Annotated in this window: 24 protein-coding genes and 1 pseudogene; 11 read left to right on the top strand and 14 right to left on the bottom strand. The window is 73.6% G+C overall.

Translation table 11 applies throughout. The annotated features are described in order from the left end of the window. Positions 1–11: 11 nt before the first annotated feature. The 3 genes and pseudogenes from AB0D32_RS04450 to AB0D32_RS04440 form a co-directional block, all read right to left on the bottom strand. A complete protein-coding gene (locus tag AB0D32_RS04450; RefSeq protein WP_357084777.1) occupies positions 12–1,253 on the bottom strand; it encodes an ATP-binding protein in 1,242 nt (413 codons plus the stop codon). A 153-nt stretch (positions 1,254–1,406) separates the two neighbouring features. After that, positions 1,407–1,835 (bottom strand): hypothetical protein, encoded by a 429-nt coding sequence (locus AB0D32_RS04445; RefSeq protein ID WP_357085658.1) that lies wholly within the window; start codon positions 1,833–1,835, stop codon positions 1,407–1,409. A gap of 599 nt (positions 1,836–2,434) precedes the next feature. Continuing rightward, positions 2,435–2,923, bottom strand: a pseudogene (locus AB0D32_RS04440) (hypothetical protein); the annotation flags it as partial. Positions 2,924–3,180: 257 nt separating this feature from the next. On the opposite strand from AB0D32_RS04440, the gene AB0D32_RS04435 reads away from it, so the two are divergent. Both AB0D32_RS04435 and AB0D32_RS04430 read left to right on the top strand, forming a co-directional pair. Next, positions 3,181–4,200: an EamA family transporter gene (locus tag AB0D32_RS04435; protein ID WP_357084774.1), complete on the top strand. Its 1,020-nt coding sequence runs from the start codon at positions 3,181–3,183 to the stop codon at positions 4,198–4,200. A 19-nt stretch (positions 4,201–4,219) separates the two neighbouring features. After that, positions 4,220–5,098 (top strand): prepilin peptidase, encoded by an 879-nt coding sequence (locus AB0D32_RS04430; protein WP_357084773.1) that lies wholly within the window; start codon positions 4,220–4,222, stop codon positions 5,096–5,098. Positions 5,099–5,331: 233 nt separating this feature from the next. Here AB0D32_RS04430 and AB0D32_RS04425 read toward each other — a convergent pair whose 3' ends face one another. The 5 genes from AB0D32_RS04425 to AB0D32_RS04405 form a co-directional block, all read right to left on the bottom strand. Then, positions 5,332–8,526, bottom strand: a complete 3,195-nt coding sequence (locus AB0D32_RS04425) for a UvrD-helicase domain-containing protein (RefSeq protein ID WP_357084770.1) — start codon at positions 8,524–8,526, stop codon at positions 5,332–5,334. 100 nt (positions 8,527–8,626) lie between these two features. Continuing rightward, the gene (locus tag AB0D32_RS04420; protein WP_357084767.1) at positions 8,627–9,871 is read right to left on the bottom strand and encodes a metallophosphoesterase; all 1,245 of its coding nucleotides are present in this window, start codon (positions 9,869–9,871) and stop codon (positions 8,627–8,629) included. 12 nt (positions 9,872–9,883) lie between these two features. After that, positions 9,884–10,123 (bottom strand): MoaD/ThiS family protein, encoded by a 240-nt coding sequence (locus AB0D32_RS04415; RefSeq protein ID WP_357085656.1) that lies wholly within the window; start codon positions 10,121–10,123, stop codon positions 9,884–9,886. A 114-nt stretch (positions 10,124–10,237) separates the two neighbouring features. Then, entirely contained in the window at positions 10,238–11,251 is a 1,014-nt protein-coding gene (gene moaA / locus AB0D32_RS04410) for a GTP 3',8-cyclase MoaA (RefSeq protein ID WP_357084764.1), read from the bottom strand. Then, positions 11,248–12,162: a fructosamine kinase family protein gene (locus AB0D32_RS04405; protein ID WP_357084761.1), complete on the bottom strand. Its 915-nt coding sequence runs from the start codon at positions 12,160–12,162 to the stop codon at positions 11,248–11,250. Before AB0D32_RS04405 ends, moaA begins: the two co-directional genes overlap by 4 nt. Positions 12,163–12,430: 268 nt before the next feature. Here AB0D32_RS04405 and AB0D32_RS04400 point away from each other — a divergent pair, with 268 nt between their 5' ends. Continuing rightward, positions 12,431–13,471 carry a DUF4192 domain-containing protein gene (locus AB0D32_RS04400; RefSeq protein WP_357084758.1) on the top strand — a complete coding sequence of 347 codons (1,041 nt, stop codon included), beginning with the start codon at positions 12,431–12,433 and terminating at the stop codon, positions 13,469–13,471. 35 nt (positions 13,472–13,506) lie between these two features. Here the strand turns inward: AB0D32_RS04400 and AB0D32_RS04395 are convergent, their stop codons facing one another. Then, positions 13,507–13,965, bottom strand: a complete 459-nt coding sequence (locus tag AB0D32_RS04395) for a hypothetical protein (RefSeq protein ID WP_357084755.1) — start codon at positions 13,963–13,965, stop codon at positions 13,507–13,509. Positions 13,966–14,153: 188 nt separating this feature from the next. On the opposite strand from AB0D32_RS04395, the gene AB0D32_RS04390 reads away from it, so the two are divergent. Beyond that, positions 14,154–14,891, top strand: coding sequence for a VOC family protein (locus AB0D32_RS04390; RefSeq protein WP_357084752.1), 738 nt, complete (start codon positions 14,154–14,156; stop codon positions 14,889–14,891). 123 nt (positions 14,892–15,014) lie between these two features. Beyond that, positions 15,015–15,713 carry a GAP family protein gene (locus AB0D32_RS04385; RefSeq protein WP_357084749.1) on the top strand — a complete coding sequence of 233 codons (699 nt, stop codon included), beginning with the start codon at positions 15,015–15,017 and terminating at the stop codon, positions 15,711–15,713. A 1-nt stretch (position 15,714) separates the two neighbouring features. Here AB0D32_RS04385 and fdhD read toward each other — a convergent pair whose 3' ends face one another. Further along, positions 15,715–16,569 (bottom strand): formate dehydrogenase accessory sulfurtransferase FdhD, encoded by an 855-nt coding sequence (fdhD, locus tag AB0D32_RS04380; protein WP_357084746.1) that lies wholly within the window; start codon positions 16,567–16,569, stop codon positions 15,715–15,717. A gap of 161 nt (positions 16,570–16,730) precedes the next feature. Here fdhD and AB0D32_RS04375 point away from each other — a divergent pair, with 161 nt between their 5' ends. The 4 genes from AB0D32_RS04375 to AB0D32_RS04360 all read left to right on the top strand — a co-directional run bounded on the left by AB0D32_RS04375 (position 16,731) and on the right by AB0D32_RS04360 (position 19,576). Further along, positions 16,731–17,348, top strand: coding sequence for a response regulator transcription factor (locus AB0D32_RS04375; RefSeq protein WP_357084743.1), 618 nt, complete (start codon positions 16,731–16,733; stop codon positions 17,346–17,348). Positions 17,349–17,514: 166 nt separating this feature from the next. Next, positions 17,515–18,126, top strand: a complete 612-nt coding sequence (locus AB0D32_RS04370) for an NTP transferase domain-containing protein (RefSeq protein ID WP_357084740.1) — start codon at positions 17,515–17,517, stop codon at positions 18,124–18,126. Continuing rightward, positions 18,123–18,389, top strand: a complete 267-nt coding sequence (locus tag AB0D32_RS04365; protein ID WP_357084737.1) for a DUF6457 domain-containing protein — start codon at positions 18,123–18,125, stop codon at positions 18,387–18,389. The genes AB0D32_RS04370 and AB0D32_RS04365 overlap by 4 nt, the downstream gene beginning before the upstream one ends. An 80-nt stretch (positions 18,390–18,469) precedes the next feature. Beyond that, complete coding sequence (locus tag AB0D32_RS04360; protein WP_357084734.1) at positions 18,470–19,576, top strand: hypothetical protein; 1,107 nt, start codon at positions 18,470–18,472, stop codon at positions 19,574–19,576. A gap of 75 nt (positions 19,577–19,651) precedes the next feature. Here AB0D32_RS04360 and AB0D32_RS04355 read toward each other — a convergent pair whose 3' ends face one another. Continuing rightward, positions 19,652–21,511: a beta-propeller domain-containing protein gene (locus AB0D32_RS04355; RefSeq protein WP_357084731.1), complete on the bottom strand. Its 1,860-nt coding sequence runs from the start codon at positions 21,509–21,511 to the stop codon at positions 19,652–19,654. Between the two features lie 77 nt (positions 21,512–21,588). Beyond that, entirely contained in the window at positions 21,589–22,047 is a 459-nt protein-coding gene (locus AB0D32_RS04350) for an Lrp/AsnC family transcriptional regulator (RefSeq protein WP_357084727.1), read from the bottom strand. A 59-nt stretch (positions 22,048–22,106) separates the two neighbouring features. On the opposite strand from AB0D32_RS04350, the gene ddaH reads away from it, so the two are divergent. Further along, complete coding sequence (gene ddaH, locus AB0D32_RS04345; RefSeq protein WP_357084724.1) at positions 22,107–22,940, top strand: dimethylargininase; 834 nt, start codon at positions 22,107–22,109, stop codon at positions 22,938–22,940. 64 nt (positions 22,941–23,004) lie between these two features. Here the strand turns inward: ddaH and AB0D32_RS04340 are convergent, their stop codons facing one another. Together AB0D32_RS04340 and AB0D32_RS04335 are read right to left on the bottom strand one after the other, a co-directional pair. Then, a complete protein-coding gene (locus AB0D32_RS04340) occupies positions 23,005–24,201 on the bottom strand; it encodes an ABC transporter substrate-binding protein (protein ID WP_357084720.1) in 1,197 nt (398 codons plus the stop codon). 79 nt (positions 24,202–24,280) lie between these two features. Then, entirely contained in the window at positions 24,281–25,078 is a 798-nt protein-coding gene (locus AB0D32_RS04335; RefSeq protein WP_357084717.1) for an alpha/beta hydrolase, read from the bottom strand. An 83-nt stretch (positions 25,079–25,161) separates the two neighbouring features. Between AB0D32_RS04335 and AB0D32_RS04330 the strand changes: the two genes are divergently transcribed. Continuing rightward, entirely contained in the window at positions 25,162–25,773 is a 612-nt protein-coding gene (locus tag AB0D32_RS04330) for a bacterial proteasome activator family protein (protein ID WP_357084714.1), read from the top strand. Position 25,774 lies beyond the last annotated feature (1 nt).

Raw genomic sequence — 25,774 nt, 5'->3', positions numbered from 1 at the left:
TCGCGGCCCGGTCAGGCCGGTTGGGTACGCAGGTAGCGGCCGAAGTGCGGGACGGTGAAGGCGACCGTGCCGCGTTCACCGGAGTAGATCAGTCCCTTCTTGATCAGCGCGTCCCGGGCCGGGGAGAGGCTGGCCGGCTTGCGCCCCAGGGCACGGGCGATCTCCGCCGTCGGCACGGCGGCGTCCATGTCGTCCCGACCCCCGCCGTCGATCTCGCCCTCCACCAGGGACAGCGTGGCCATGGCCCGCATGTACTCGCGTTCCGCCGGCGTGGCCCGTTCGAAGCGGGAGCCGAAGAAGCCGACCGCCAGCTCTGCCTCGGCCTCGGGCGCGGCGACGCGTACGTCGGCGGCCGTGATCGGCGAGCGGGGCGCGTGGTCCCAGGTCGCCTTCCCGTACGCCTGGACGAAGTAGGGGTAGCCGCCGGACTTCTCGTAGAGCAGGTCCAGCGCCTTCGACTCGTACTCCACCTCCTCGCGCTCGGCCGGCGCGCAGAGCGCCTGGTCGGCGGCGAGCCGGTCGAGCCGGTCGATGCGCTGGTAGCGGAAGAGCCGTTCGGAGTACGACTTGGCCGCGCTGAGCACGGCCGGCAGGTGCGGCAGCCCGGCGCCGACCACGATCAGTGGCGCGCCGAGCTGGGACAGCTCGTGGCAGGCGGCGCAGAGCGCGGAGACGTCCTCCGGACCGAGGTCCTGCATCTCGTCGATGAAGATCGCGATGCCGGTGCCGACGTCGGCGGCCACCGCCGCGGCGTCGGTGAGCAGCTCGACCAGGTCGATCTCGATGTCACCGGAGTCGGCGCGGCCCGTGGCGGCGGGCACGTCGATGCCGGGTTGCCACCGGTCGCGCAGCTTCGGGGCGGCGTTGCCGCGGCCGGTCGTCGCGGTCCGCTGGGCGAACGCCTTGAGCACACCGAGGAAGGCGTCGATCCGGTCCGGCGCGCGGTGCCGGGGCGCGAGTTCCCGGACGGCCATGTGCAGCGCGGCGCCGACCGGGCGGCGCAGTGACTGGTCCGGCCGGGCCTCGATCTTGCCGCTGCCCCAGAGGTGGTTGATCGCCTGGGAGCGGAGGGTGTTGAGCAGGACCGTCTTGCCGACCCCGCGCAGCCCGGTGAGCATCAGGCTGCGTTCCGGCCGGCCACGGGCGATGCGCTCCAGCACGACGTCGAAGACGTCCAGCTCGCGCCCCCGCCCGGCGAGCTCGGGGGGACGCTGGCCGGCGCCCGGGGCGTACGGGTTGCGGACCGGATCCACGCATCGCACAGTATCGGCCCGTCTAGCTGCGGGACTAGACATCCGTAGATGGGGCAATCGGCGTGTCGGGTCCACGGAATCGCGTCGACACAAAACTAGGGCTGTCTAGCGTCCACGCTAGACAGCCCTAGTTTCGACAATCGGATCCGATGATCAGCGCTTCTTCAGGCAGAGCACGTAGTCGAGGAAGTCCAGCGAGTTGTCGTGCACGTAGTTCGCGGTCGACTGCGGGGCCCGGGTCTTGCACCGGTCGCCGTCGGTCGTGGCCGGGATCCGCAGCAGCACCTCGTACGTGTTCGGACCGCAGGGCACCTTCCGCAGCTCGGCGTCACTGGCCGTACCGTCGTTGACGACGCAGTCGCCCTTGGCGAACTCCTTCCTGGTGGGGCTCGGCTTGGCGGAGGTCGGCGCCGCACTGGGCTTCTCCGTCGGCATGGCCGTCGGCCGGCCCGTCGGGTCGACGGGAGCGCTCGCCGTCGGGGACGCGATCGGGTCGTCGTCATCGCCGGCCTGCCAGAACGCCCAGCCGGCCAAGCCGAGGCAGGGGCAGAGCAGGAGCACCACCACCAGGCCGATGATCAGCGCGACCTTCCCGCCGCTCTTCTTCGCCGGCGGCGCGACCGGCGGCATTCCGTACCCGCCGGGCACGGGTGGCGGGGCACTCCACTGGCCACCGGGCGCCGACGCGGCCGGCGGATACGGCCCGGCCGGCGGGTAGCCCCCCTGGTCCGAAGGCGGCTGGCTACCGGGCGGGGGCGGGTATCCGGCTCCGGAGGTCGGCGGCGGATACCCGGCCCCGGAAGTCGGCGGCGGGTAACCCGCCCCGGAAGTCGGCGGTGGGTAACCCGCCCCGGAGGTCGGCGGCGGATATCCCGCCCCGGAGGTCGGCGGCGGGGGGTAACCCGGGTCCGAGGCCGGCGGCGGGGGCTGGTTCCACATCGGGTCCGGCTGGCCCCACTGCGGGACGGCCGGCTCGCCCCCGGGCTGGGGCTGGCCCCACTGCGGCTCGCCTCCGGGCTGCTGCTGGCCCCACTGCGGGGCGGCCGGCTGCTGTCCCCACTGCGGCAGGGTCGGGTCGATGGGTGGCGGGCCGCCCGGGGTACCGGGCTGGCGCTGGTAGGGGTCGTCCGGCTGCCCGGGTGATCCGTAGGTCGTCATCTCTTCCTCAGGGGTGCGGTGGCTCAGCGCTGTTTCAGGCAGAGCACGAAGTCGAGGGTGTCCAACTCGCTGTCGAAGAAATACCAGTTGGTGTAGCCGCCCACCTTGGCGCACTTGGCCGCGGCGTCCTTCTCGCCACTGGTCGCCCCGTCGATCCGGCGCAGCACCTCGTACGTGTGCGGGACGCAGTCGCTGATCAGCAGCTTGGGCTTGCCATCGGCCGGCCCGTCGTTGCGGACGCACTGGCCGACCTTGACGAAGCGCGGGTCGGTGGCGGACTCGGGGGCGGGTGCGCTCGGCGCCGCAGCCGTAGCGCTCACCTGCGTCGCCGCCGGCTCGGTCTCCGCCACGGGCGCGGGCCCACTCGCTGTCGCGGTGGGCGTCTTCTCGCCCTGGCCGAGCAGGTAGCGCACCGCGATCCCACCGACCAGGACCAGCAACGCCACCGTGGCCAGCACCGCGACGACCGGTGCCGCCCGCCCGCGCCGACGCCGCGGCGGGACGGGACCTTCGGCGTACGGGAAGGGAACGGCGCCACCGTCCCGGAAGGCGTACGGCTCCGCGCCGTGCCCCGGCGACGGGTCGTCGTCCCACCCGCCCGACCAGGCCGGCGGAGCGTACGACTCATCGGAGTGCCGTCCGTGCCACGGGTCCGGGTCCCCGCGACCCGGTGCTCCGTAGTTCGCCATGCACGCCTCCCGCGCGAGTGGTGAGAGGCCGGCCACCAACGAGGGACGCCGACGCACAGGTCACCGTAGCGTGTCCACCGATGAGCCCACCTCCACCGAGTGCACCGCCGCCGCCCGCCGCCGGTGCCCTGACCGAAGCGGCCACCGGGACCGGCAGGGCGGCTGCCGCCACACCGGCGCTGCTCTGGACCGCCCTGCTGCTGGTCTACGTCCTCTGGGGCTCCACCTACCTGGGTATCCGGATCGCCGTGGAGTCGATGCCGCCACTCGGCTCGGCAGCCGCCCGGTTCGCCGCCGCCGCTCTGGTGTTGGCGGTCGTGCTGCGGGTGCGGCGGGGCTCGGGCGCGCTGCGGGTCGACCGACGGCAGCTCGGCTCGGCCGCGATGGTCGGGGTGCTCCTGCTGACCTGCGGCAACGGGCTGGTCGTGCTCGCCGAGTCCGGTCCGGCGGGGGTCGCCGTGCCGTCCGGGATCGCCGCGCTGCTGGTGGCCACCGTTCCGCTGCTGGTGGTGCTGCTGCGTACGGTCACCGGCGACCGACCCCGCTTCTGGACGCTGGCCGGGGTGACACTGGGCTTCGTCGGCCTGGTGCTGCTGGTGCTGCCGACCGGCGGGGCCGACACCGTGCCGCTGGCCGGGGCACTGACCATCGTCGTGGCCGCCACCTGCTGGTCGATCGGCTCCTTCCTCTCCGGCCGGATCCGGATGCCCGCCGATCCGTTCGTCGCCACCGTCTACGAGATGCTCGCCGGGGCGGCGGCACTCGCCGTCCTCTCGGTGGGCCGTGGCGAGCTGCGCGGCTTCGATCCGGGCACGGTGACCACCCGGTCGTGGCTCGCGCTCGCGTACCTGATGGTGGCCGGCTCGCTGGTCGCCTTCACCGCGTACGTCTGGCTGCTGCACCACGCCCCGATCTCGCTGGCCTCCACGTACGCCTACGTCAACCCGGTGGTCGCGGTGGCCCTCGGCGCGTTGTTCGCCGCTGAGCCGGTCACCGCTCGGGTGCTGCTCGGCGGCGCGGTCATCGTCGCCGGCGTGGCCCTCGTGGTGAGCACCGAGAGACCGCGACGTCCCGCCGGGGGTACCACGCCGGAGCCGTAGCGCCGCTAGCGTCCGTCCCGTGTCGACGGGGCTGCTGGTATGCGTGGCGCTGCTCGGTGCTCTGGCCGGCCTCGCCGCACCCTGGGCCGCCCGCCACTTCGCCGCTCCGGCCGCGCCGCACGCGTCGGCCGCGCCGCACGCTCCGGCCGCGCCGCATGGGTCCGCCGTGCCGCATGGGTTCGCCGCGCTGCACGGCTCAGCCGTGCCGCACGAACCAGCCGTGCCGCACCGGTCGGCCGGGTCCGTCGGATCGCTCGTGCCGCACGAACTGGCGGTGCCGGATGGAGCGGTCGGGTTGAGGAGGGCAGCCGGACCGGGGCGATCGGGCAAGGTGGTCGGGGCGCCGGTCGTCGCGCGTGTCGTCCGGGCCGTGCCGTCCGCAGTGTGGGGAGCGATGGTGGGCGCGGTCGTGTTCGCCGGCCTCGCGGCAGCCCTGGGCGCTGACCCCGTCCTGCCGGTCTTCCTCGTGCTGGCCGCCGTCGGGCTGGTGCTCGCACTGGTCGACCTGGCCTGTCTGCGGCTGCCCGACCCGCTGGTCGGCTCCGCCGCGGTGGTCGCCGCCGTGGGGCTGACCGGCACGGCGCTGACGTACGGGAACCCCTGGCGGTTGCTCGGCGCGGTGGGCGGGGCTGCGCTCTGCCTCGCCTGCCACGTGGTGCTGGCATTGCTGCCCGGATCCCGGCTGGGCTTCGGCGACGTGAAGCTCGCCGCTGTCCTGGGCCTGCCGCTCGGCTGGCTCGGCGGATCGTCCCTGCTGCTCGGCCTGCTCCTGCCGCATCTGCTCCACGGTGCGGTGGTGCTCGCCCTGCTGGTCACCGGCAGAGTGCGCCGCGACACCCCGCTCCCGCTGGGCCCGGCCCTCCTCACCGGCACCTGGCTCGCCACCCTAACCCCCTGACCCGCCCCCTCCCGCACCCCGCCCCCTCCCGCACCCCCGCCCCGCCTCCCGCGATCTTGCACTTTGTGCCCAGGCAATTGGTGCATCCAGCACATCTCGCGGGCGGAAACTGCAAGATCTGCGGCGCACGGCGCGGCGCACGGAGCAGTGCACGGCGTGGCGCACGGCACGGCGTGGCGCGTGGCGCAGGGCGCGGCGCCACGCGCATCGCGTACCGCGCGGGGTGGGGTGGGCTAGATGAGGCGGAGTTGGTGGTCTCGGGGGCGGCGGGGTTGGGCTTCGCCGAAGCGTTCGAAGAGGCCCGGATCGATGGCGTCGAGGAACGGCGACGGGGCGCACTCGCGTTCCGTGCCGTGTCGGCTGCGACGGGCGGCGTGGGTCACGTACAGGCGGTCCTGGGCGCGGGTCAGCCCGACGAAGAAGAGGCGCCGTTCCTCGGCGATCGCGTCCTCGTCGGGGGTGCTGCCGGGCCAGCGCAGCGGGAGCAGCCCGTCCTCGGTGCCGACCAGGAAGACCACCGGGAACTCCAGCCCCTTGGCGGCGTGGAGGGTGAGCAGGGTGACGGCTTCGGCGCGGGGGTCGAGCGCGTCCACCTCCGCCCCGGTGGCGAGCTGGGACAGGAATAGCGGCAGGTCGTCGCCGCAGCGGCGGGCCAGTGGGGTGAGCAGGTCGACGGCCGACCGGACGTCCTCGGGGCGTACGGTGCCGGCACCGTCCAGCGTCGGCACGGCGAAGCGCTCCGCCAGCACCTGTCCGGCCAGCCGGACCCGGGCGGCCAGCGAGCCGTCGAGCCCGTCGGCGTGGCGCAGTTCGCGGGCGATGGCGGTCACCCCGGGCCGGTCCCGCAGCCGGTCGTGTGAGCGCTTCTGCACCGGGATGTTCGCCCGGGCCAGCGCGTCCACGATCGGGGCGGCCTGCGCATCGGTGCGGTAGAGGACCGCGATGTCGGAGAAGGACAGCGAGGTCGACCGGCCGTCGATCCGGCCCGAGTCGAGGGACCGGTGGGAGAGCCCGCCCACCAGTTCGTCGATGGTGCGTACGACGAAATCGGCCTCGTCGGCGACGGAGGCCGCCGGGTAGCGGCCCACCAGCGGGGCCTCGGGGTCGAGCCGGGCCGGGTCGAGCCGGCGGCCGCGGACGAGCGACGACGGCGCGATGGCCTGCACGGCGGCGGCCAGGATGGGGGCGGAGGAGCGGTAGTTGCGGTTCAGCCGGACCAGCCGGGCGTCGGTGAAGTCCTGCGAGAAGCGCAGGAAGTAGCCGACGTCGGCGCCCCGGAAGGAGTAGATCGCCTGGTCCGGGTCGCCGATGGCGCAGAGGTTGCCGTCGGCGGGGCTGAGCAGGCGCAGCAGGTCGTACTGCACCTCGTCGACGTCCTGGTACTCGTCGACGAAGATCCATCGCCAGCGCTCCCGGTACTGCTGCACCAGCTTCTTGTCGGCCTTCAGCAGCGCGACCGGCAGGGTCAGCAGCTCGTCCAGGTCGACGAGGTCCTGCTTGCGTAGCAGCGCCGCGTAGCCGGCCTCGTCGGTGCCGGCCTCGGCGCGGGCCTCAGCCCGCTGGGCGTCGTCGGCGATCCGGAAGTCCGCCGGCAGGCCGACGGCTTCGGCGTTCTCGCGGAGGATGGTCAGCCCCAGCGAGTGGAAGGTGCCGACGGTGACGTCCTCGGCGACCGGCCCGAGCAGGCCGTCGAGGCGGTGCCGCAGTTCCTCGGCGGCCCGTCGGGTGAACGTGATCGCCAGGCACTGTTCCGGGAAGACGTTCAGCTCCGCGCAGAGGTAGGCGATCCGGTGGGTCAGGGTCCGGGTCTTGCCGGTGCCCGGTCCGGCGACGATGAGCAGCGGCCCGCCGGGCGCGGAGGCGGCCACCCGCTGCATGGCGTCCAGGCGGTCCAGCAGGCCGGTGCCGACCTCCTCCATCCCGGCGAGCATCGGCTCGAACGGTTCGTGCGGCGAGGGCGTCGGTGCGATCGGGGGCGGTGGCGCGGGCGGTGTGGCCTTGCGTTTTGGTTCGGCCTTGGCCGCCGCCGGGCGCTTGGCCCGGGGCTTCGGCGCCGGCTCCGCGGGGGTGCGCTGCGCCGGCACGGGTACGTCGAAGAGGGTCTCCTGGGCCGCGCCGCCGTTGCCGCCCAGCTCGGCCGGGTCGAAGAGGGTGATGACGCCGTACTCGCCGTCGTATCCGGGGACCCGGCGCACGTCGCCGCGACGCAGCCGGCCGATGCCCTCGGCGAGCAGTTCCCCGCCGACCCGGCCGATCTCGTCGATCGGGGTGGTGGTGAGGATCTCCAGCTCGGGGCCGAGCGCGGCGACCAGCTCGTTGAGCTTCCCCTCGACCCTCTTGGATCGGGCGCCCACCTTGTTGATCTCGCCGAGGATCTCGGCCAGCGGTACGAGGTGGGTGACGTCGCGGGCGTGTGCGGGGCGGTGCCCCGACGGCCGGTCGGCCAGTTCCTCGACCCGGCTGAGTACGCCGACGGTCAGCGGCTTGCCGCACTCCGGGCAGCGGCCACCGGCGGCCCGGGTCCTCTCGGGCGACCAGTTGACTCCGCAGAGCCGGTGCCCGTCCGCGTGGTACTTGCCCTCCTCGGGGAAGAACTCGATGGTCCCGGCGAGCCCGTCGCCGGTGCGCAGGGCGTCCCGGATGGCGAAGTAGTCCCGGGCGGTGTCGAAGACGGTGGCCTCCCGGGCCAGGGCCGGCGGCGAGTGCGCGTCGGAGTTCGACACCAGCCGGTAGCGGTCCAGGCTGCCGACCCGCCAGTTCATCTCCGGGTCGGAGGAGAGGCCGGTCTCCACCGCGAAGATGTGCTCGGCGAGGTCGGCGTAGCAGTCGGCGATCGCGTCGAAGCCCGACTTGGAGCCCAGCGCGGAGAACCACGGGGTCCAGATGTGCGCCGGCACGAGGTAGCCGTCGGGGCTGGCCTCCAGGGTGATCTCCAGCAGGTCCCGGGAGTCCAGGCCGAGGATCGGCCGGCCGTCCGAGCCGAGGTTGCCGATCCGCCCGAGGGCGGTGTTGAACCGGGCCACCGCGTCCAGGTCGGGCAGGTAGATCAGGTGGTGCACCTTGCGGGTGCTGTCGTCCCGCTTGTAGATCGTGGAGATCTCCACGCTGAGCATGAACCGGACCGGGTCCGTCTCCGCCTCGCTGGCCAGCCGGGGCGGCAGCCGGCGGGCGATGTCCCGCTCCGCCTCCGGGCTGAGCCGGTGCAGGCCGGACTCGGCCGGGTGCAGGGTCTCGCGGAGGTGGTCGTACCAGGCGGGGTGGGTGAAGTCCCCGGTGCCGAGCACCCCGACGCCCTTGCGTCGCGCCCACCACCCGAGGTTGGGCAGGGTGAGATCGCGGCTGCACGCGCGGGAGTACTTCGAGTGGATGTGCAGATCCGCGACGAACGGCGGAAGGCCGCCGGGGGGTGCGGGACTGAACGGAGGCACGCCGCATCCTGTCACGCCCGCGCCATTACCCACCCGTCGCCACGCACACCCGTGACCTGAGCATCCGGTGCTGGACAACGCCGCCGCCGGGCGCTATGGGTCAGCGGGAGCGCAGCTCCACCAGGGTGATCTGGGGTTCGGCGCCGACGCGGACCGGCGGGCCCCAGAAGCCGGCGCCGTTGGTGACGTAGACCTTGGTGCCGTCGACCTCGCCGAGGCCGGAGACCACCGGCTGTTGGAGCTTGACCAGCAGGTTGAACGGGACGATCTGGCCGCCGTGGGTGTGCCCCGAGAGCTGGAGGTCGACGCCGAACTTCGCCGCCTCCACGGCGGCGACCGGCTGGTGGGCGAGCAGCACCACGGGACGGTTCGGGTCGCGGTCGCCGAGCGCCGCCGCGTAGTCCGCCGGGGCGGCCAGCCCGGTGCCGGCGGCGGTGACGTCGTTCACCCCGGCCAGGTCGAGTACGCCGCCGCGGGCCCGGATCTCCGTCCGCTCGTTCTGCATGACCCGCAGGCCGATCCGGTCCAGCTCCTGGACCCACTCCTCGACGCCCGAGTAGTACTCGTGGTTGCCGGTGACGAAGTAGCTGCCGTGCCGGGAGCGCAGGTTCCGCAGCGGCTCGGCCGCCTCGCCCAGCTCGGCGACCGAGCCGTCGACCAGGTCGCCGACGACGGCGACGATGTCGGCGTCCAGGCGGTTGATCGCGGCGACGATCCGCTCGGTGTGTGCCCGTCCGCGCAGCGGGCCGATGTGGATGTCGGAGACCGTGGCGATGCGCAGGCCGTCCATGCTCCGGGGGAGCTTGGCCAGCGGGATCTGCACCCGGTCGAGCTGCGGCGGGCCGAGGGCGGTGCGGATGCCGTACCCGGTGAGGCCGGTGGCGGTGAGCCCGGCGAAGATCGCCGTCCCCCGGGCGAGCAGCAACCGGCGGGCCGGGTCGTGGTCGGGCTGCGCGACGGCGTCGGCGGCCGGCGGGTCGGCCGGGCCGGCGGCGCCGACCATGGCGGGCTCGGGCGCGGCGGCGGTGGGCTCCGTGGCGGCGACCCGGCGACGCAGCACGAGCTTCGTCACCGCCATCGGCACTTCCAGCGCCACGAGCAGGACCAGCAGGTAGAACATGACGGCGAGCCAGAGGTAGCCCGGCCACGCGAGCCAGTAGAGGCCCGCCTGCGTGCTGACCATGGTCGCCGGTACGAGCAGCGCGAGCACCAGGGCGGTGATCCCGCCGATCCGCCGCCAGCGCCCGGGGGTGGTGGTGTCCCGCACCAGGCGCTTCCACAGGTAGAGGTGGATCAGGCCGGTGATGATCGCCATGGTGGCGACGAACGCCAGTGCCGCCAGCATGTGTGCGCCTCCTCAGCCGCCGGCGAAGGGCGGCAGGACGTCGATCGTGGCCCCGGCAGGTAGCGGTGCCCGCCGATCATGACAGGTCACGCCGTCGACCAGAAAACTCGCCACCTCCAGCACGGCGGCGAGTCGCGTACCGTGCCGGTCGGTCAATTCCACGACGAGTTCGTCGAGGGGCCGGCCGGCGGCTGCGGTCTCCTCGGCCCGGCCCGCGGCGGCCCGCGCCCCGGCGAAGTAGCGGACGGTCAGCGGTGCCCCGGTGCCAGCGGTCTGCCCGGGGCTGGCCGCCTGTCCGGGGCCGGTCGCGCCTCCGGCGTCGGCCGGTTGCCCGGCGTCGGCCGGGTGTGTCGCTGTCGTCACGGGTCAGCCTCCGATCGCGGACATCGGCCGGGCGGGCTGGAGGAAGGTCGGGTCGTCGATGCCGTGTCCGGCCCGCTTGCCCCACATCGCGGCCCGCCAGCGCCGGGCCAGCTCGTCGTCGTCCGCCCCGGCCCGCAGGGCACCGCGCAGGTCGGACTCCTCCGTGGCGAAGAGGCAGGCGCGGACCTGCCCGTCGGCGGTGAGCCGGGTGCGGTCGCAGTCGCCGCAGAACGGCCGGGTCACGCTGGCGATCACGCCGACCCGGGCGGGGCCGCCGTCGACCAGCCAGGTCTCGGCCGGTGCCGCGCCGCGTTCCGTCGGGTCGGGGGCCAGGTCGTACGCGCCACGCAGGGAGGCCAGGATCCCGTCGGCGGTGACCATCGTGTCGCGGTCCCAGCCGTGCTGGGCGTCCAGCGGCATCTGCTCGATGAACCGCAGTTCGTAGCCGTGGGTGAGGGCGAAGCGGAGCAGCTCCGGTGCCTCGTCGTCGTTGACCCCGCGCATCAACACCGAGTTGACCTTGACGGGCGTGAGCCCGGCGGCGGCTGCCCCGGCCAGCCCGGCCAGCACGTCCGCCAGGCGCGGACGTCGGGTGAGCCGGGTGAACCGCTTCGGATCCAGGGTGTCCAGCGAGACGTTCACCCTGTCCAGCCCGGCGGCGCGCAGCGCGGGGGCGAGCCGGTCCAACCCGATGCCGTTGGTGGTCAGCGAGATCCGGGGACGCGGCTCAAGTGCCGCCACGGCGGCCACGATGCCGACCAGACCGGGCCGGATCAGCGGCTCCCCGCCGGTGAACCGCACCTCGGTCACGCCGAGTAGACGAACCGCTACCCCGACCAGCCGGACGATCTCGTCGTCGCTGAGCAGTGCCGGGCCGGCCAGCCAGGGCAGCCCTTCAGCCGGCATGCAGTAGGTGCAGCGCAGGTTGCACTTGTCGGTCAGGGACACGCGCAGATCCCGGGCGACGCGGCCGTACCGGTCGGCGAGGACGCCGTCGGTCGGCGGGGCGGCGGTCACCCGTCGACGGTAGCGCGCCCGAGCCCGGCCAGGGCCGACCGGGCGGTGCGGCCGACCGCATCGCGGTACGTCCCGCCGAACAGGGCGGTGTGCACGAGCATCAGGTGGAGCTGGTGCAGCGGCACCCGCTCCCGCCACCCGTCGGCCAACGGCCACTCCTGCGCGTAAGCGGCGAGGATCCGGTCGAGGTGCGGCGCGCCGCCGAAGAGCGCCAGCTGCGCCAGGTCGGTCTCGCGGTGCCCGCCGTGCGCCGCCGGGTCGACCAGCCAGACCCGGTCGTCCGCGCCCCAGAGCACGTTGCCCGGCCAGAGGTCGCCGTGGATCCGGGCCGGCGACTCGTCCCCGCCGAAGTCGGCGATCCGCTCGACGACCTCATCGACCAGCCCGGCCTCGGTGCGGGTGAGCGCGCCGTTGTCGACGGACATCCGGAGGTACGGCACGAGTCGGGTCCGCGCGAACCAGCCCGACCAGGGACCCTGGTCGGGCGTGTTGTCCGCCGGCAGCGCCCCGATGAAACCGGCCCACCCGGCGCCGAAGGCCGGCGCCCCGGCCCGGTGCAGCCCGGCCAGCTCCCGTCCGAACCGCTCGGCCGCCTCAGGCGTCGGCTCGCCGGGGTCGACCCACTCCAGCGCCAGCAGCTCGGGCAGCGCCACGACCACCTCCGGCACGGCGACCGTCCCGGCCTCGCGGAGCCAGTGCAGCCCGGCCGCCTCCGCGACGAAGAAGCCTTCGGGCACGGGTCTCCCGGCGGTCTCCGGCCAGGTCTTGGCAAAGACCGAGTGCCCGTCGTCCAGCGTCAGCCGGGACGCGGCGCAGATGCCTCCGCCGGAGACCGGTGTCTCCCGGATCCGCTGGTGGGTCAGGAAGGTCGGCAGGTGCTCCGGGTGCGCCCGCAGGTACGCCAGATCCATGACGGCAAGGTAACCCCCGCCCATCCGCCACGCGGCACCCGTGCCTCGCCCACCGCGGCGATGGTGATGGATCTTGGAAGATTCCGGCCCCTCCAGGGGCACCTTCTTGCCAAGATCTCCAGGGACGATTCGTACGGTGGCCGCTGGGACGACCGAACCGGTGGGTAGGTCCGCGTGAGCTGCGGGAATACTCTCCGTGTCTGTGGATAACCCGCGTGTCGTCCACAGGGGCCGCAGGCCGGTCCGCTCCCGCCGCAGGCTGCCAGGCATGACCTCGACCGACCGCCCCCGGCTCGCCGTCCGTTCCCCCGCCGACCTCATCGCCGCCGTTCCCTTCCTGCTCGGCTTCCACCCGACCGACAGCGTCGTGGTGGTGGCGATGCGGGGCCGCCGGATCACCTTCGCCGCCCGCGCCGACCTGCCCGACCTCGCCGACCCGCGCGACCCCGCCGGCCACCTCGCCGACGTCGTCGCCCGGCAGCACGCCGAGACCGCCACGGTGCTGGGCTACGGCCCGGCACCCCTGGTCACCCCGGCCGTCGACGCCGTGCGCGCCGCGCTGACCGCCGCCGGCCTGTCCGTCCTAGACGCCCTTCGCGTCACCGACGGCCGCTACTGGTCGTACGTCTGCACGGAGCCGGAGTGCTGCCCGCCCGACGGCACGCCCTACGACGTCGCCGTCAGCGAGGTCAGCGCGGCGGCCGTCTTCGCCGGCCAGGTCGCCCTGCCCGACCGGGCGGCCCTCGTCGCGCAGGTCGCCCCGGTGACCGGTCCGGCCCGCTCAGCCGTACGCCGGGCCACCGCTCGCGCGGAGCGACGCCTGGCGGACCTGCTCGACCAGGCGCCCGCGGTGGACCCGCGCGGCGAGCGGGCGCTGCGCGCGGCCGGGGCGGCGGCGGTACGCACCGCGCTGCGCCGGCACCGGCGGGAGCAGCGGCTCACCGACGGCGAGGTGGCCTGGCTGAGCGTGCTGCTGACCCGGGAGCCGGTCCGCGACCACGCCTGGGCGCGCACCGACGGGCGGGACGCGGACATCGCGCTCTGGATCGACGTGCTGCGCCGGGCCGAGCCGGCGCTGATCGCCGCGCCGGCCGCGCTGCTGGCGTTCGCGGCGTGGCGGGCCGGGCAGGGGGCGTTGGCGGCGGTTGCGCTGGAACGCGCCCTGACCGAGCACCCCGGCCACTCGCTGGCGCTGCTCCTCGACGACCTGCTCCGCCGGGGCGTGCCGCCGTCCGAGCTGGACGGCTGGCCGGCGGTGGGAACGCCCGGGGTGCTACGCCGCAGGCGTAGCCGGCGCGGCCTCCCCTGAACCGTCAGTGCCGGGCCGATCCTTGGCGGCCCGGGTCATCCCCGGGCGGGAAGCCTCTGGTCCAGCCAGGAGAGCAGGACCTGTTCGTACTGCGGGCTGACTCCGGCCAGGTCCTCGGCCTCGTTCAAGGTGGGGGCGTGGTCGCAGCCGGACAGCCGGGCGATGGTCAGCTCCGCGGCACGGGCGGCCCGGCGCCACACCGTCAGGCTCTCCTCGACAGGCGTCCAGGCGTCGGTCTCGCCATAGCAGAGCAGCACCGGGCAGGTCAGCGCCGCGAAGATCGGCTCCGGGTCGAAGTCCATGTCGGCCCAGGCACCCGGTTCCGCCACCTCGCGCGGCAGAAACGCCAGTGGAAACCAGGGCCGTTCGACGGCGGTGTCCAGCTCCGCCTGGGCGACCGCCCGGGACAGCCCGCCACGCAGGTACGCCTCCGCGACCCGACGCAGCACGTCGAGGGCCGCCGCCGCGTCGTCGGCCTGAGCGCTCAGCGGCACGTCGCGGCCGTCAACCCGGATATCGGTCCCTGTTGGCAACGATGGACCGCTTCGGGGCGAGTCGAGCCGCGTCGGGCGGCGGTAACTCGGGTGCGGGTGACGCGGCCCACCCCTAGTCTTCCGTTCGAGGGGCTGATGGGGCGCCCTGTCGACGATGGTCAGCCAGTGGATCGGAGCTGAGCAGAGAGATGACTTGTCAACTGTTCGCGGTCTGCTTCGATGCGAGCCAACCGCTTCGGCTCGCGCGGTTCTGGTCCGGGGTCCTGGGTTGGGAGATGGTCGACGACCCACACGAAGGCGTCACACTTCTGCCCAGTGACGACACCGGGTTCCGAATCCGCTTTCTTCCCAGTCAGGAGCAGAAGGCCGGCCAGAACCCGATGCACTTCGATCTGACGAGCAGCTCCCTGGAGGACCAGCAGCAGACGGTGGCCAGGTCGCTCGGGCTCGGCGCGCGGCACATCGACATCGGGCAAGGCCCGGAGGAGGGCCACGTGGTGCTCGCCGACCCCGAAGGCAACGAGTTCTGCGTCATCGGGCCGGGCAACAACTTCCTTGCCGACTGCGGATTCATCGGAGCGCTGGCCTGCGACGGGTCGCAGGAAGTCGGATACTTCTGGAGCGAAGCGCTGGGGTGGCCGTTGGTCTGGGACCAGGACCAGGAGACGGCGATCCGCTCGCCGCACGGCGGCCCGAAGATCACGTGGGGTGGCCCACCGTTGATGCCGAAGACGGGCAAGGATCGGGTGCATTTCGACCTCGCTCCGCCTGCCCACGGCGACCGGCAGGCAGAGGTCGACCGCCTGCTCTCCCTCGGGGCGGCCCGGATCGGCACCGGCCAGGGCGAGACCGGCCAGGGCGAGGTCGGTCGGGTGGCGTTGGCCGATCCCGACGGCAACGAGTTCTGCGTGTTGACGCCCCGGTAGCGCGGTCAGGGTTCCCGGCGAGCTCCGTCGAAAGATGTAGCGGACGTTCGTTCCGTGGGGCGAGTCGGCAGCGCCGACGCCGGTCGAGAATGATCTCGTGCCCTCACTCACCGGACGCCCCGCATGAGCGTCGGACTGCTGCTGTCGCTCGCCGGTCTGGCCCTGGTCGACAGCACGAGCCTCGGCACGCTCTTCATCCCGGTCTGGCTGCTGCTCGCACCCGGGACGGTCAACGCCCGCCGGATCCTCGTCTACCTGGGCACCATCGCCGTCTTCTACTTCGGCGTCGGGCTACTGCTCGCCCTCGGCGGCAGCCGGCTGGCCGACGTCCTCGGCGGGGCGATGGACAACCGGCCGGTGCTCTGGGCGCAGCTCGTCCTCGGGGTCGGGCTGTTCGCGCTCAGCTTCCGCTACGACGGCAAGCGACCCCGGAAGTCCGGCGGCGTGTTGCGCTGGCGGGACCGGGCCACCGCTGGCGACTCCTCAGCGCGGTGGCTGATGGGGCTGGCGCTGCTCGCCGCGCTCGCGGAGGTGGCGACGATGCTGCCGTACCTCGGCGCGGTCGGCCTGCTGACCACCTCCGGGCTCGGTGCGGCGGAGATGGTGGGGCTGCTCGCCGGCTACTGCCTGGTCATGGTGCTGCCGGCGATGGTGCTGCTGGCTGCGCGGGTGGCCTGGCCGAGGCTGGTCGAGCCGGTGCTGGCCCGGCTGAACGCCTGGATCATACGGAAGTCCGGCGGCATGCTCGGTTGGATCCTCGGCATCGCCGGCTTCCTGCTGGCGCGCGACGCCGCGTTCCGGCTGGGGCTGTTCGGTCAGTAGGTCAGGCAGTGACCCGTTCGGGGCGGGCATAGACGTTCATCGCGTTGCCGCGCAGGAAGCCGACCAGCGTCAGCCCGGCCTCCTCGGCCAGTTCCACCGCCAGCGTGCTGGGCGCGGAGACCGCCGCGAGCAGCGGCACCCCCGCCATCCACGCCTTCTGGGTCAGCTCGAAGCTCGCCCGCCCGGAGACCAGCAGGACGTGCCCGGCGAGCGGCAGCCGGCGCTCGCGGACCGCCCAGCCGACGACCTTGTCGACGGCGTTGTGCCGGCCGACGTCCTCGCGCACCACCACCAGCTCGCCGTCGGCGGTGAACAGGCCCGCCGCGTGCAGGCCGCCCGTACGGTCGAAGCCGCGCTGCGCCGCGCGCAGCCGGTCGGGCAGCGCGGTCAGGACCGCCGCCGGCACGGTCAGCGGGTCGTCGCCCACCGCGAAGACCGATCGGGTACGCACGGCGTCGATGCTCGCCTTGCCGCACACCCCGCAGGAACTGGTGGTGTAGAAGTTCCGAGCGACATCGGTGGCGGGCTCGGGCACGCCGGGCGCCAGCACCACGTCCACCACGTTGTACGTGTTGGGCGTCTCCGCGCCGGCGCAGAGCTGCGCGGTGTGCACGTCGTCGGCGGAACGGATCAGCCCCTCGGTCAGCAGGAAGCCGATCGCCAGGTCGAGATCGTCGCCGGGCGTACGCATGGTCACCGCGAGGGGCCGTCGTCGGCCGGGACCGGCCGCACCGACCCGGATCTCCAACGGCTCCTCCACGGCGAGGCTGTCCTGCCGGTGTACGGAGGTGCGGCCGGTGGCCGCCGCGTCGAGGTCGATGCGGAGTATGCGGCGTCGGTCAGTTGCCCGTCCCATCCCGCCATCCTGCACCCCGTGCCCGTGCCGTCGTGCGGCCACCAGGGCCGAGACCGCCGGCGGGGTCCCGGTCGGCGGTCTGTATCCGCGATGTACGTGGCGTGTACGCCACCGCCCGTACGGTGTGACCGTCCGCAGAAGTATGACCAGAGGATTGAGCCATGACCGTTTCGGTCGCTGTTGTGGACGACGGGTCGCTGACCTTCCGTGGGGTCACCGAGGTCCTCGGGCGGGCCCACGGGGTGACCGTGGTCGGCGTGCTCTCCTCGGTGGAGTCGGTCGCCACGTTGAGCGAGGCGCCCGGCGTCGTCGTCACGGGCCACGACTACACGGAGCTGGACGCCGACCCGACGTTGCCTGAAGGGCCGGCCTTCGTCGTCCTGGGAAGATGCCATGACGCGGCGCGGGTACGTGCCGCGTTGGGCGCGGGCGCGTTCGCCTACCTGGACCGGGACGTCGACGAGGCCACGTTGCTGGCGGCGGTCCACGCCGCCGGCCGGGGCGACCTCTACCTCGCGGGTGCCGCGCGGATCGCACTGTTGACCGAAGTCGTCGCCAGCGCCTGCGACGGCAGCCCACCCGCGCTGACCACCCGGGAGCGGGAGGTGCTGTGGCTCATCGCGGAGGGCCTCACCCACCAGCAGATCGCCCGCCGGCTCTCGCTGTCCAAGTCCACGGTCGACACCTACACCCACCGCCTGCGCCAGAAGACGGGCGCGGTGAACAAGGCCGGGCTGACCCGGGTCGCGATGACATTCGGGCTCGACCCGGCCGCCTAGCTGTCCCGGCAGCGGAGAAGAGCCGACCAGGGCCGCCGTGGCGATGACACCGCCGAGTCGCACTTCTGTGTAGGCCGCTCCGCTCCACGGGACAGCGACACCCCGACGCGGCCCGCCGTCCCGTGCACCCCCGTGTCCGGGCGGTTCGCACGGCTACCGTGACGGGATGAGCGCGTACGCGGCACTGGTCCTGGCGGGCGGGGCCGCGCGCCGGATGGGGGGTGTGGACAAGCCCGCCCGGACGGTCGGCGGCCTGCCGATGCGGGACCGGGTGCTGGCCGCGGTCCCCGACGCCGAACCGCGCGTTCTGGTCGGTCCGCCCGGTCCGGTGCCCACCGGGGTGCGGGTTACCCGGGAGGAGCCGCCGGGCGGCGGTCCGGTCGCCGCCACCGCGGCCGGGCTGGCCCTGGTCGACGCCGGAACGCCGGTGGTCGCCCTGCTCGCCGCCGACCTGCCACTGCTCACCCGCGCGGCGGTCGGCGGGCTGCTCGACCGGCTCGACGCGGATCACGACGGCGCCTGCTACGTCGACGACGACGGGCGGCGGCAGACGCTCTGCGGGGTGTGGTGGGCCGCCCGGCTGCGGGCCGCACTGGATCGCCTCACCCTGCACCGGGGCGACTCCGGAGTTGGCGCGTCGCTGACCGGGATGCCCGTCCGGGCCCTGCTCGCCGGGTTGCGGGTGTGCGAGGTGCCGTGGTCCGGTGCCGGCCCGCCACCCTGGTTCGACTGCGACACTGACGAGGACGTACGTCGGGCTGAGGAGTGGACGCGATGACGGTGCTGGACGACTGGGTGACGGCGGCCTGTGCCGAACTCGACCTGGACCCGGCCCAGGTGCCGGTGCCGGCCGTGCTCGACCTGGCCAGGGACGTGGCACACCAGGTGTTGCGGCCGGGCGCGCCCGTCACCGCGTACCTCCTCGGGTTGGCTGTCGGTCAGGGCGCGGACCCCGCAGGTGCGGCGGCCCGGCTCAGCGCGCTGGCCGCCTCCTGGCCGGTCGAACTCGGTGCCGAACGGCCGGGCGGAACACCCGCCTGACCTCCGCTGTCCGATCACGGTCGGGCTGATTCGTCTCCCCGGTCGCGTGGGTAGGGTGACCGTGACGGACGGAGGCGATCATGACGGCAGACCACCCCTCGGCGCCGAGCGGCGACTCGCCCGGCACCCTGCCGGCGCACCACGAGCCGATCCTGCTCGACGAGCCCAGCACGGCCGACCTGCGGGCCAAGGTCACCCAGGCCTGGCGGGAGTTCGCACGGGCGCTGGCCGAGCGGTTGACGGCGCTGCCGGCGGGCACGCACGTCGAGTTGACCCTCGACCCCACCGCCTCCGGCACCGGCGACGCGGTCTACTCGATCAGCATCGATGTCGGCGAGGGGCGCAGACTGGCCGCCCGTGCGGTCGGCAACGCCACCCTGCCGCAGGGCTACCGGCTGGACCGGGCCGCCGTGGCGGACATGATCGCCCTCGGCTGGTCGCCGCCCGGCGTGGTGGAGGGCTCCGGCGAGCAGTTCGGGCTGGACGGCGACACCGCCGAGGCGACCCGGCTGGCGGCCCTGCTCACCCGGACGCTGCGCGACGTCTACGGTGCCCCGCACCCGGCCTTCCTCGTCTACCTCATCCACGACGCCGAGGGCGACCCGCTGCCGGTGGAGCCGTTGGGCACCGCGCGCAGCGAGTTCGGCCCGGACCGCAACGTCGAGGCCGACCTGGACGAGGCGCTCGCGGCGGCCGCCGCCGCCCAGGCGCCCGAGCACGACGTGGCCGCGCTCGCCGAGCAGGTCCGCACGGTGGTCTCGACCATGCTCAAGTCGGATTCGGACCGGTTGCAGGTCGACTCGGACGGCGACATCAACATCCGGGCCGGCTCGGCGATGGTCTTCGTCCGGGTCCGCGACAATCCGGCCCTGGTGGACGTCTTCTCCCCGGTGCTGACCGAGGTCGAGCCGACCGAGCGGCTCTACGTCAAGCTCTCCGAGTTGACCAACCGGATGCCGATCGGCCGGCTCTACTGCGCCGACGACACCGTGTGGGCGTCCATCCCCGTCTTCGGCCGCAACTTCCAGGCCACCCACCTCATGCTCGCGGTCCAGGTGATGACCGGGCTGGCGGACGAGTTGGACGACCGCCTGCACGGCGAGTTCGGCGGGAAGCGGTTCTTCGGCGAGGGGGACAAGCCCGTCAACCGGGACCAGGACGGGCACCGCACCGGCATGTACCTCTGATCCACGCCCCGCTGCTGGTGGCGGGTGGAGCCCGGAAACCCCGAGAACCGGGCCCCACCCGCCGGGGAGGGAGGATCAGGTCACAGGAAGCCAGTCGAGGCTCCGCGCGGTGGTCGGGTCGGTGGCCCGCAGGCCGGCGGCGGAGACGGTCCAGAGCACGTCCCCGACCAGCAACGACCGGAGGACCTGGCCTGACCGGCCGGCGTGGGAGACCGTGCCGACCTCGTCGATGTCGGTGGGGGACACCCGCAGCAGGCGTACGTCGTCGCCGACGGGCAGGGCGACCAGCCCTGTCCCCGGGTGGTACAGGAAGGCGTGCGTGTCGTGCTCCAGCGCGGAGTACGCCCTCGGCACGTGCCACTGGTCGAGCCGGGCCGGGCGAGCAGGGTCCCGGACGTCGAACAGGGAGACCTGAAGCCCCTGCGTCCGTCCCCGCCGGTCGGCCTCCTGGCCGACGCCGAGCAGCCGGCCGTCCGGCAGCGGGTGCAGGTACGCCGAGTAGCCGGTGATCTTCAGTTCGCCGGTGACCCGGGGCGCGGCCGGGTCGGTCAGGTCGACCGCGTAGAGCGGGTCGGTCTGCCGGAACGTCACCACGTACGCGGCGCCGCCGAGGAAGCGCACGGAGAAGATCCGCTCGCCGGGGCCGAGGCCGGTGACGGCGCCCGTCCGGACCAGCGCGTCCCCGTCGGCGCGCAGCACGTACACGGCGGACTCCGACGTCGGGCGGGCACCCCAGGCGTCGCCGGTGGTGGTGGCGACCCGCAGGTGCCCCTGCCACTCCGAGAGGGCGTACTGGTTGACGAGGGTCCCGGGCACCGTGCCGGCGGCCACGTAGCGCGGGCGCCCGGGCGAACTGGTGTCGAACTGGTGGATCTCGGTGACCTGCTGGCCCGGCCGCCAGCGCGTGCGCTGCAGGCCGGGGCGGGGCGTCACCGCCCGGTCCCCCGCGAGCCAGAGACCGGTCCCGGTGCCGTAGACGGTGGTGGCGTCGGTGGCGACGCTGACCGGGTCGCCGTCACCGAGCCGGTCGCCGGTGAGGTCGAAGCTCAGCACGGTCACCATCGACGTGCCGGACCAGACCGGCGGCCGGCTCAGCCGGTCGCAGCCGACCCGGCCGACGTGCCGTTCCGCCCCGGCGGTCCACTCGTACGCCGGTAGCCACGCCTCCACTCCCGCCTCGGCGACCACGGCCCGGTTGGCAGCGGTACGCGTCGCGTCGGTGCCCCGACGGTCGGCCGGAAAGACCAGGTCGGGACGGGTGCGGACCACGATCCGCGCGGTGGACCCGGTCTGCCGGGCGTCGACGAGGGTGCCGTCCATCCCGTAGGTGCCGAGCACCCGTGGTGCCCCAGCGAGGTCGACCAGGATCAGGCGCGGCGCGGTGCGGGGCCCGATCCGGCGGGTCGCCGGCTGCATCTCCACGCTGAGGTGGGACAGCACCAGCGCCCGGTCGCCGTGCAGCAGCAGGTTCGCCTGCTGCCCCCACCCCAGGTCGGGCAGCGTCCGGGTCAGGTCGAGGCGGCCGGTCTCCCGCCGCGCGGCCGGGTCCACCACCCGCAGCACACCCCGGGTGACGGTCACGATGCGTCGCCCGTCGGTCTTGACCAGGTCGGGTTCGTCGGCGCCGGCCTCGTGCACGTTGGTCGTGGAGTGCTCCGGGGCGGATTCCAGGGCCATCCGCGCGCCGGAGGCGGCCTGGGGAACCCCGGTGCGCCAGCCGCCGCCGTCGAAACCCCACGGACCGACGGACGCGTCGGTGGCGGCGCGGAGCCCGGCCAGCGCCTCGGCGCAGGAGTCGTAGGAGACCAACAGGGGCGCGCCCGTCGGCTGCCGCGGCGTGGGCGGGTCGGGCGGCCCCGCTGGGAACGCGCTGCCGCCGAGCAGGGTGAGCGCGGCCAGCGTGCCGACCGCGAAGAGGTGGGTTCCCCGTGTCATGGCCGGTTCGACGCGCGCGGCCGGCGTGTGGTTCCGGCCCCCTCCGACCTTCCGCACCGTTTCGGCCGCGTCGCGGGTCAGCGGGGGGAGGGGCCGACGCCGGGGGACTCGACGAGACGGGAGAGCACGATGGTGCTCCGGGTCGAGGTCACGAACGGCTCGGCCCGCAGCCGCTCCAGCGCCGCCTCCAGGTGCGCGATGTCGGCGGCCCGCAGGTGCACGAGCGCGTCGGCCTCGCCCGAGACGGTGTACGCGCCGACCACCTCGGGGTGCCGGCGGGTGGCCACCCCGATCTGGGCCGGCGTGGTCCGCCCGGCGCAGAACAGCTCGACGAACGCCTCGGTGGTCCAGCCGACGGCGGCCGGGTCGACGACAGCGGTGAATCCCCGGATCACGCCGGTCGCTCGCAGCCGGTCCACCCGTCGTTTGACCGCTGGTGCGGAGAGCGACACCCGTTGTCCGATGTCCGCGTACGAGGCGCGGGCGTCCGCGACGAGCAACGCAATGATTCGCTGGTCTACGGCATCTATCTGCAACGTTCCGCCTCTGGGAAGCAATGGTTTTGGCTGTTACCAAAGTTGTACGGTACCTACCCTTGGTCACCGTGAACCAGCAGCGGGTCCCGCGAAAGCGGACATATCTCATGTGCTCGCCGGAGCACTTCGCGGTCGAGTACGCGATCAATCCGTGGATGGACGTGACCACTCCGGTCGACTCGGAGCTTGCCGTCAAGCAGTGGGACCGGCTGCGGGAGACCCTCACCGGCCTCGGCCACGAGGTGCACCTGCTGACCGCCGAGCGGGGACTGCCCGACATGGTCTACGCGGCCAACGGGGCGTTCGTGGTCGACGGCACGGTGTACGGCGCGCAGTTCAAGCACGAGCAGCGGGCCGCCGAGGCCGCCGCGCACCGGGCGTTCTACGAGTCACGGGGCTGGCGGTTCATCGCGCCGATCGAGACCAACGAGGGCGAGGGCGACTTCGCGTACCTGCCGGAGGCGCACGGCGGGCTGATCCTCGCCGGGCACGGCTTCCGTACCGAGCTGCCGGCGCACGCCGAGGCCCAGGAGGCGCTCGGCCGGCCGGTGGTGTCGCTGCGCCTGGTCGACCCGCGCTTCTACCACCTGGACGTCGCGCTCGCCTCGATCGACGACCGGAACGTCGTCTACTACCCGGGCGCCTTCTCCGCCGCCAGCCAGCGGGTGCTCGCCCAGCTCTTCCCCGACGCGGTGGTCGCCGACGCCGAGGACGCCCTGGCCTTCGGCCTGAACCTGGTCAGCGACGGGCTCAACGTGGTGCTGAACAGCGAGGCGATCCGGCTGGCCGGGAAGCTGAAGGCGGCCGGCTACCACCCGGTCCAGGTCGAACTGGCCGAGCTGAAGAAGGGCGGCGGCAGCGTGAAGTGCTGCATCGCCGAGCTGCGCGCCTGAGCGTACGACGAAGGGGTCGGCCTCCCGTCGGGGAAGGCCGACCCCTTCCGTGTCGTGCCGGTGCTCAGCCGAGCGTCGCCAGCTCGGTCACCAGGACGTTCGACAGCACCTGGCCGTCGAGCTGGACCTCGCGCAGGTACCACTTCTGCTGGGGCGTGCGCGGCTGGTTGAACTGCCACAGCCCGCGCGGGCTGTCGATCTGGCCGATCCGGCCGAGAGCCAGGTTGACCTGCTGCGGGTTGGGTGACCCGCCGGCGATCCGGATCGCCTGGTCGAGCACCTGCGCGGCGTCGTACGAGGCCATCGCGTACGTGGTGGGCGAGGTGCCGTGCTTCTTGCGGTACGCCGAGGCGAACCGGCGGTTGGCCGTGTTGTTCAGGTCGGCCGAGTAGTTGAGCGCCGTCTGGATGCCCAGCGCCTCCTCGTCCTTGACGCTCCTCAGCACGGCGCCCTCGGTGAGGAACCCGGGGGCGTAGACCTTGCCGGTGAACCCCTCGATGCGCAGCTGCTTGATGAACTCGACCGCCGCCGGCCCGGAGTAGAAGCAGAACACCGCCGACGGGTCCCGGCCCAGCGCCCGGCGGATGTCGGCCCGGTACGCGGTCTTCGACGGGTTGGTGAAGGCGCCGGTCGAGATCGCCGCGTCCCTGATCCGTGGGTCGGACTCGCCGAACTCCTGCCGGAATCCCCGCACCACGTCCTGGCTGCCCCCGCCGTCCGGCGCGATGATCGCCAGCCGCGCCGACGGTTCCAGTTGCTCGCGCAGGTAGCGGCCCAGCGCCCGGCCCGCCTCGTCCAGCACGTACGACGTCCGCCAGATGTAGACGACGCTCTGGAGGCTGGACGGCGAGGCGTTGGAGCCGATCAGGGGCACCCGGGCCTGCTCGACGGTGTCCCGGATGCCGGACATGACGTTCGAGTCGACCACGCCGGTGAGGGCGAGCACGCCCTGCTTCAACAGCCCCTCGACGGCGGCCTTGCCGGTCTTGACGCTCTCGCCCTCGTCGGCCGTGAGCAGGGTGGTCGGGTGCCCGCCCAGCAGCTTCTCGTTGAGCTCGAGGAAGAGCTGGAAGCCGTTGGTGATCTCGTCACCGATCGCCTTGAGGCCGCCGCTGGTGGGCGCGACGAGGCCGATCTTGATCGGGCTTCCCGGGCTGGCCGACTCGCCCTCGGCGTCATCGGTGCCGCAACCGGCGACCATTCCGGCCGTACCGAGAGCGGCCAGCAGTTGGAGGGCCCGCCTGCGGTTCATCTGCGACACCGAGTTCCTTCCGGGGAACGTTGCGGGGCGGTTCGCGCCCCCTCGGCGTTCTACCCGGTCAGCGACGCTGCGTCAATGCCTAGCGATCTTCCTCGAAAGATCGGAAAGCAGCCGTGACGTGTGGCCACACTTCGGACTCCGGATCGATGAGCCCGTAATGCTCGCATTCCGGCAGCTCGACAAGGCGGATGTCGCCGCCCGCCGCGCGACCGGCGGCAACGAACTCCCGGCTCATGGCGATCGGCACCTGTTGATCGAGCGCGCCGTGGACGACTACCGTCCGTGTCGGGACTGGCACCAATGATCGTGGATCGGCGGCGGCGTACCGATCGGGGAATTCCGCCGGGCCGCCCCCCAGCAGCGCGGCCACCGCCCCCGCGTCCAGATCCAGCCGGTACGCCTCCGCCAGGTCCGACACCGGGGCCAGCGCCAGTACGCCGCCGACGGTGGCCGTGGCGGTCGCCGCCGCGTACAACGCCAGGTGTCCCCCCGCCGAGTGGCCCACCAGCAGCGGCGGCCCGGCCGCGACCCGCCCGGGCAGCGCCCCGGCCGCGAGTCGGGGCAGTTCCGTCACGCCGGCCAGCACGTCGGTCAGCGTCCCGGGCCAGCCGCCACCCGGCTGCCCCGTCCGGCGGTACTCCACCTGCGCCACCGGGTGGCCTAGCGCGGCCAGCCCGACGGCCAACGGGTCGGTGTGCCGCCGGTCGTACTCGGCCCGCCAGAAGCCGCCGTGCACCACCACGACCAGCCGTCGGGCAGGGCCCGAACCGGCGGGAACGCGCAGGTCGGCGACCTGGTCCGGGTGGTCGCCGTAGGAGACGGTGACGTCCGGGGCCACTGCGGGGCGGCTGAGCACGTCGCGGGGATCGGCGGGCATGGCGCGACCGTAGCGCGGATCACGCCCGACGCCGAGGCCGGGGATCGCTCCCCGGGCGCGCGGGCGCTCGCGGCTGGGTAAAGATGGGTCCCATGACCGAAGCGCACTCCACTGGACAGAACGACGAGCCGGGCCAGGATGGCACCGGTCACTCCGGAACGGTGGTGGTGGTCGGCCCGGACGGGCGGCCCGTCGGCACCGTGCAGACCGACGAGGCCCACGGCGAGGACCCGACCCGACTGGTCGAGCAGCCGGCGAAGGTGATGCGGATCGGCAGCATGATCAAGCAGCTGCTGGAAGAGGTCAAGGCCGCCCCGCTCGACGACGCCAGCCGACACCGGATGCGGGAGATCCACGAGCGGTCGATCGTCGAGCTGAAGGACGGCCTCGCCCCCGAGCTGCGCGAGGAACTGGAACGGATCTCGCTGCCCTTCACCGAGGAGAAGGCGCCCAGCGAGGGCGAGCTGCGCATCGCACACGCCCAGCTCGTCGGCTGGCTGGAGGGCCTGTTCCACGGCATCCAGGCGGCCCTGGTCGCCCAGCAGATGGCCGCCCGGGTGCAGCTCGAGCAGATGCGCTCCGGCCGGCAGGCGCTGCCCAGCGGCCCCGGCGGCATGATGCCGGGGATGCCGGGAATGCCGGGGCCGGGCCAGCCGCAGGGCGGCGAGGGGCACAGCACCGGCCAGTACCTCTGAC

The sequence above is a fragment of the Micromonospora sp. NPDC048170 genome (assembly GCF_040652795.1).
In the GTDB taxonomy this organism is placed as follows: Bacteria; Actinomycetota; Actinomycetes; order Mycobacteriales; family Micromonosporaceae; genus Micromonospora.
This window is presented reverse-complemented; position numbering and strand designations above follow the sequence as displayed.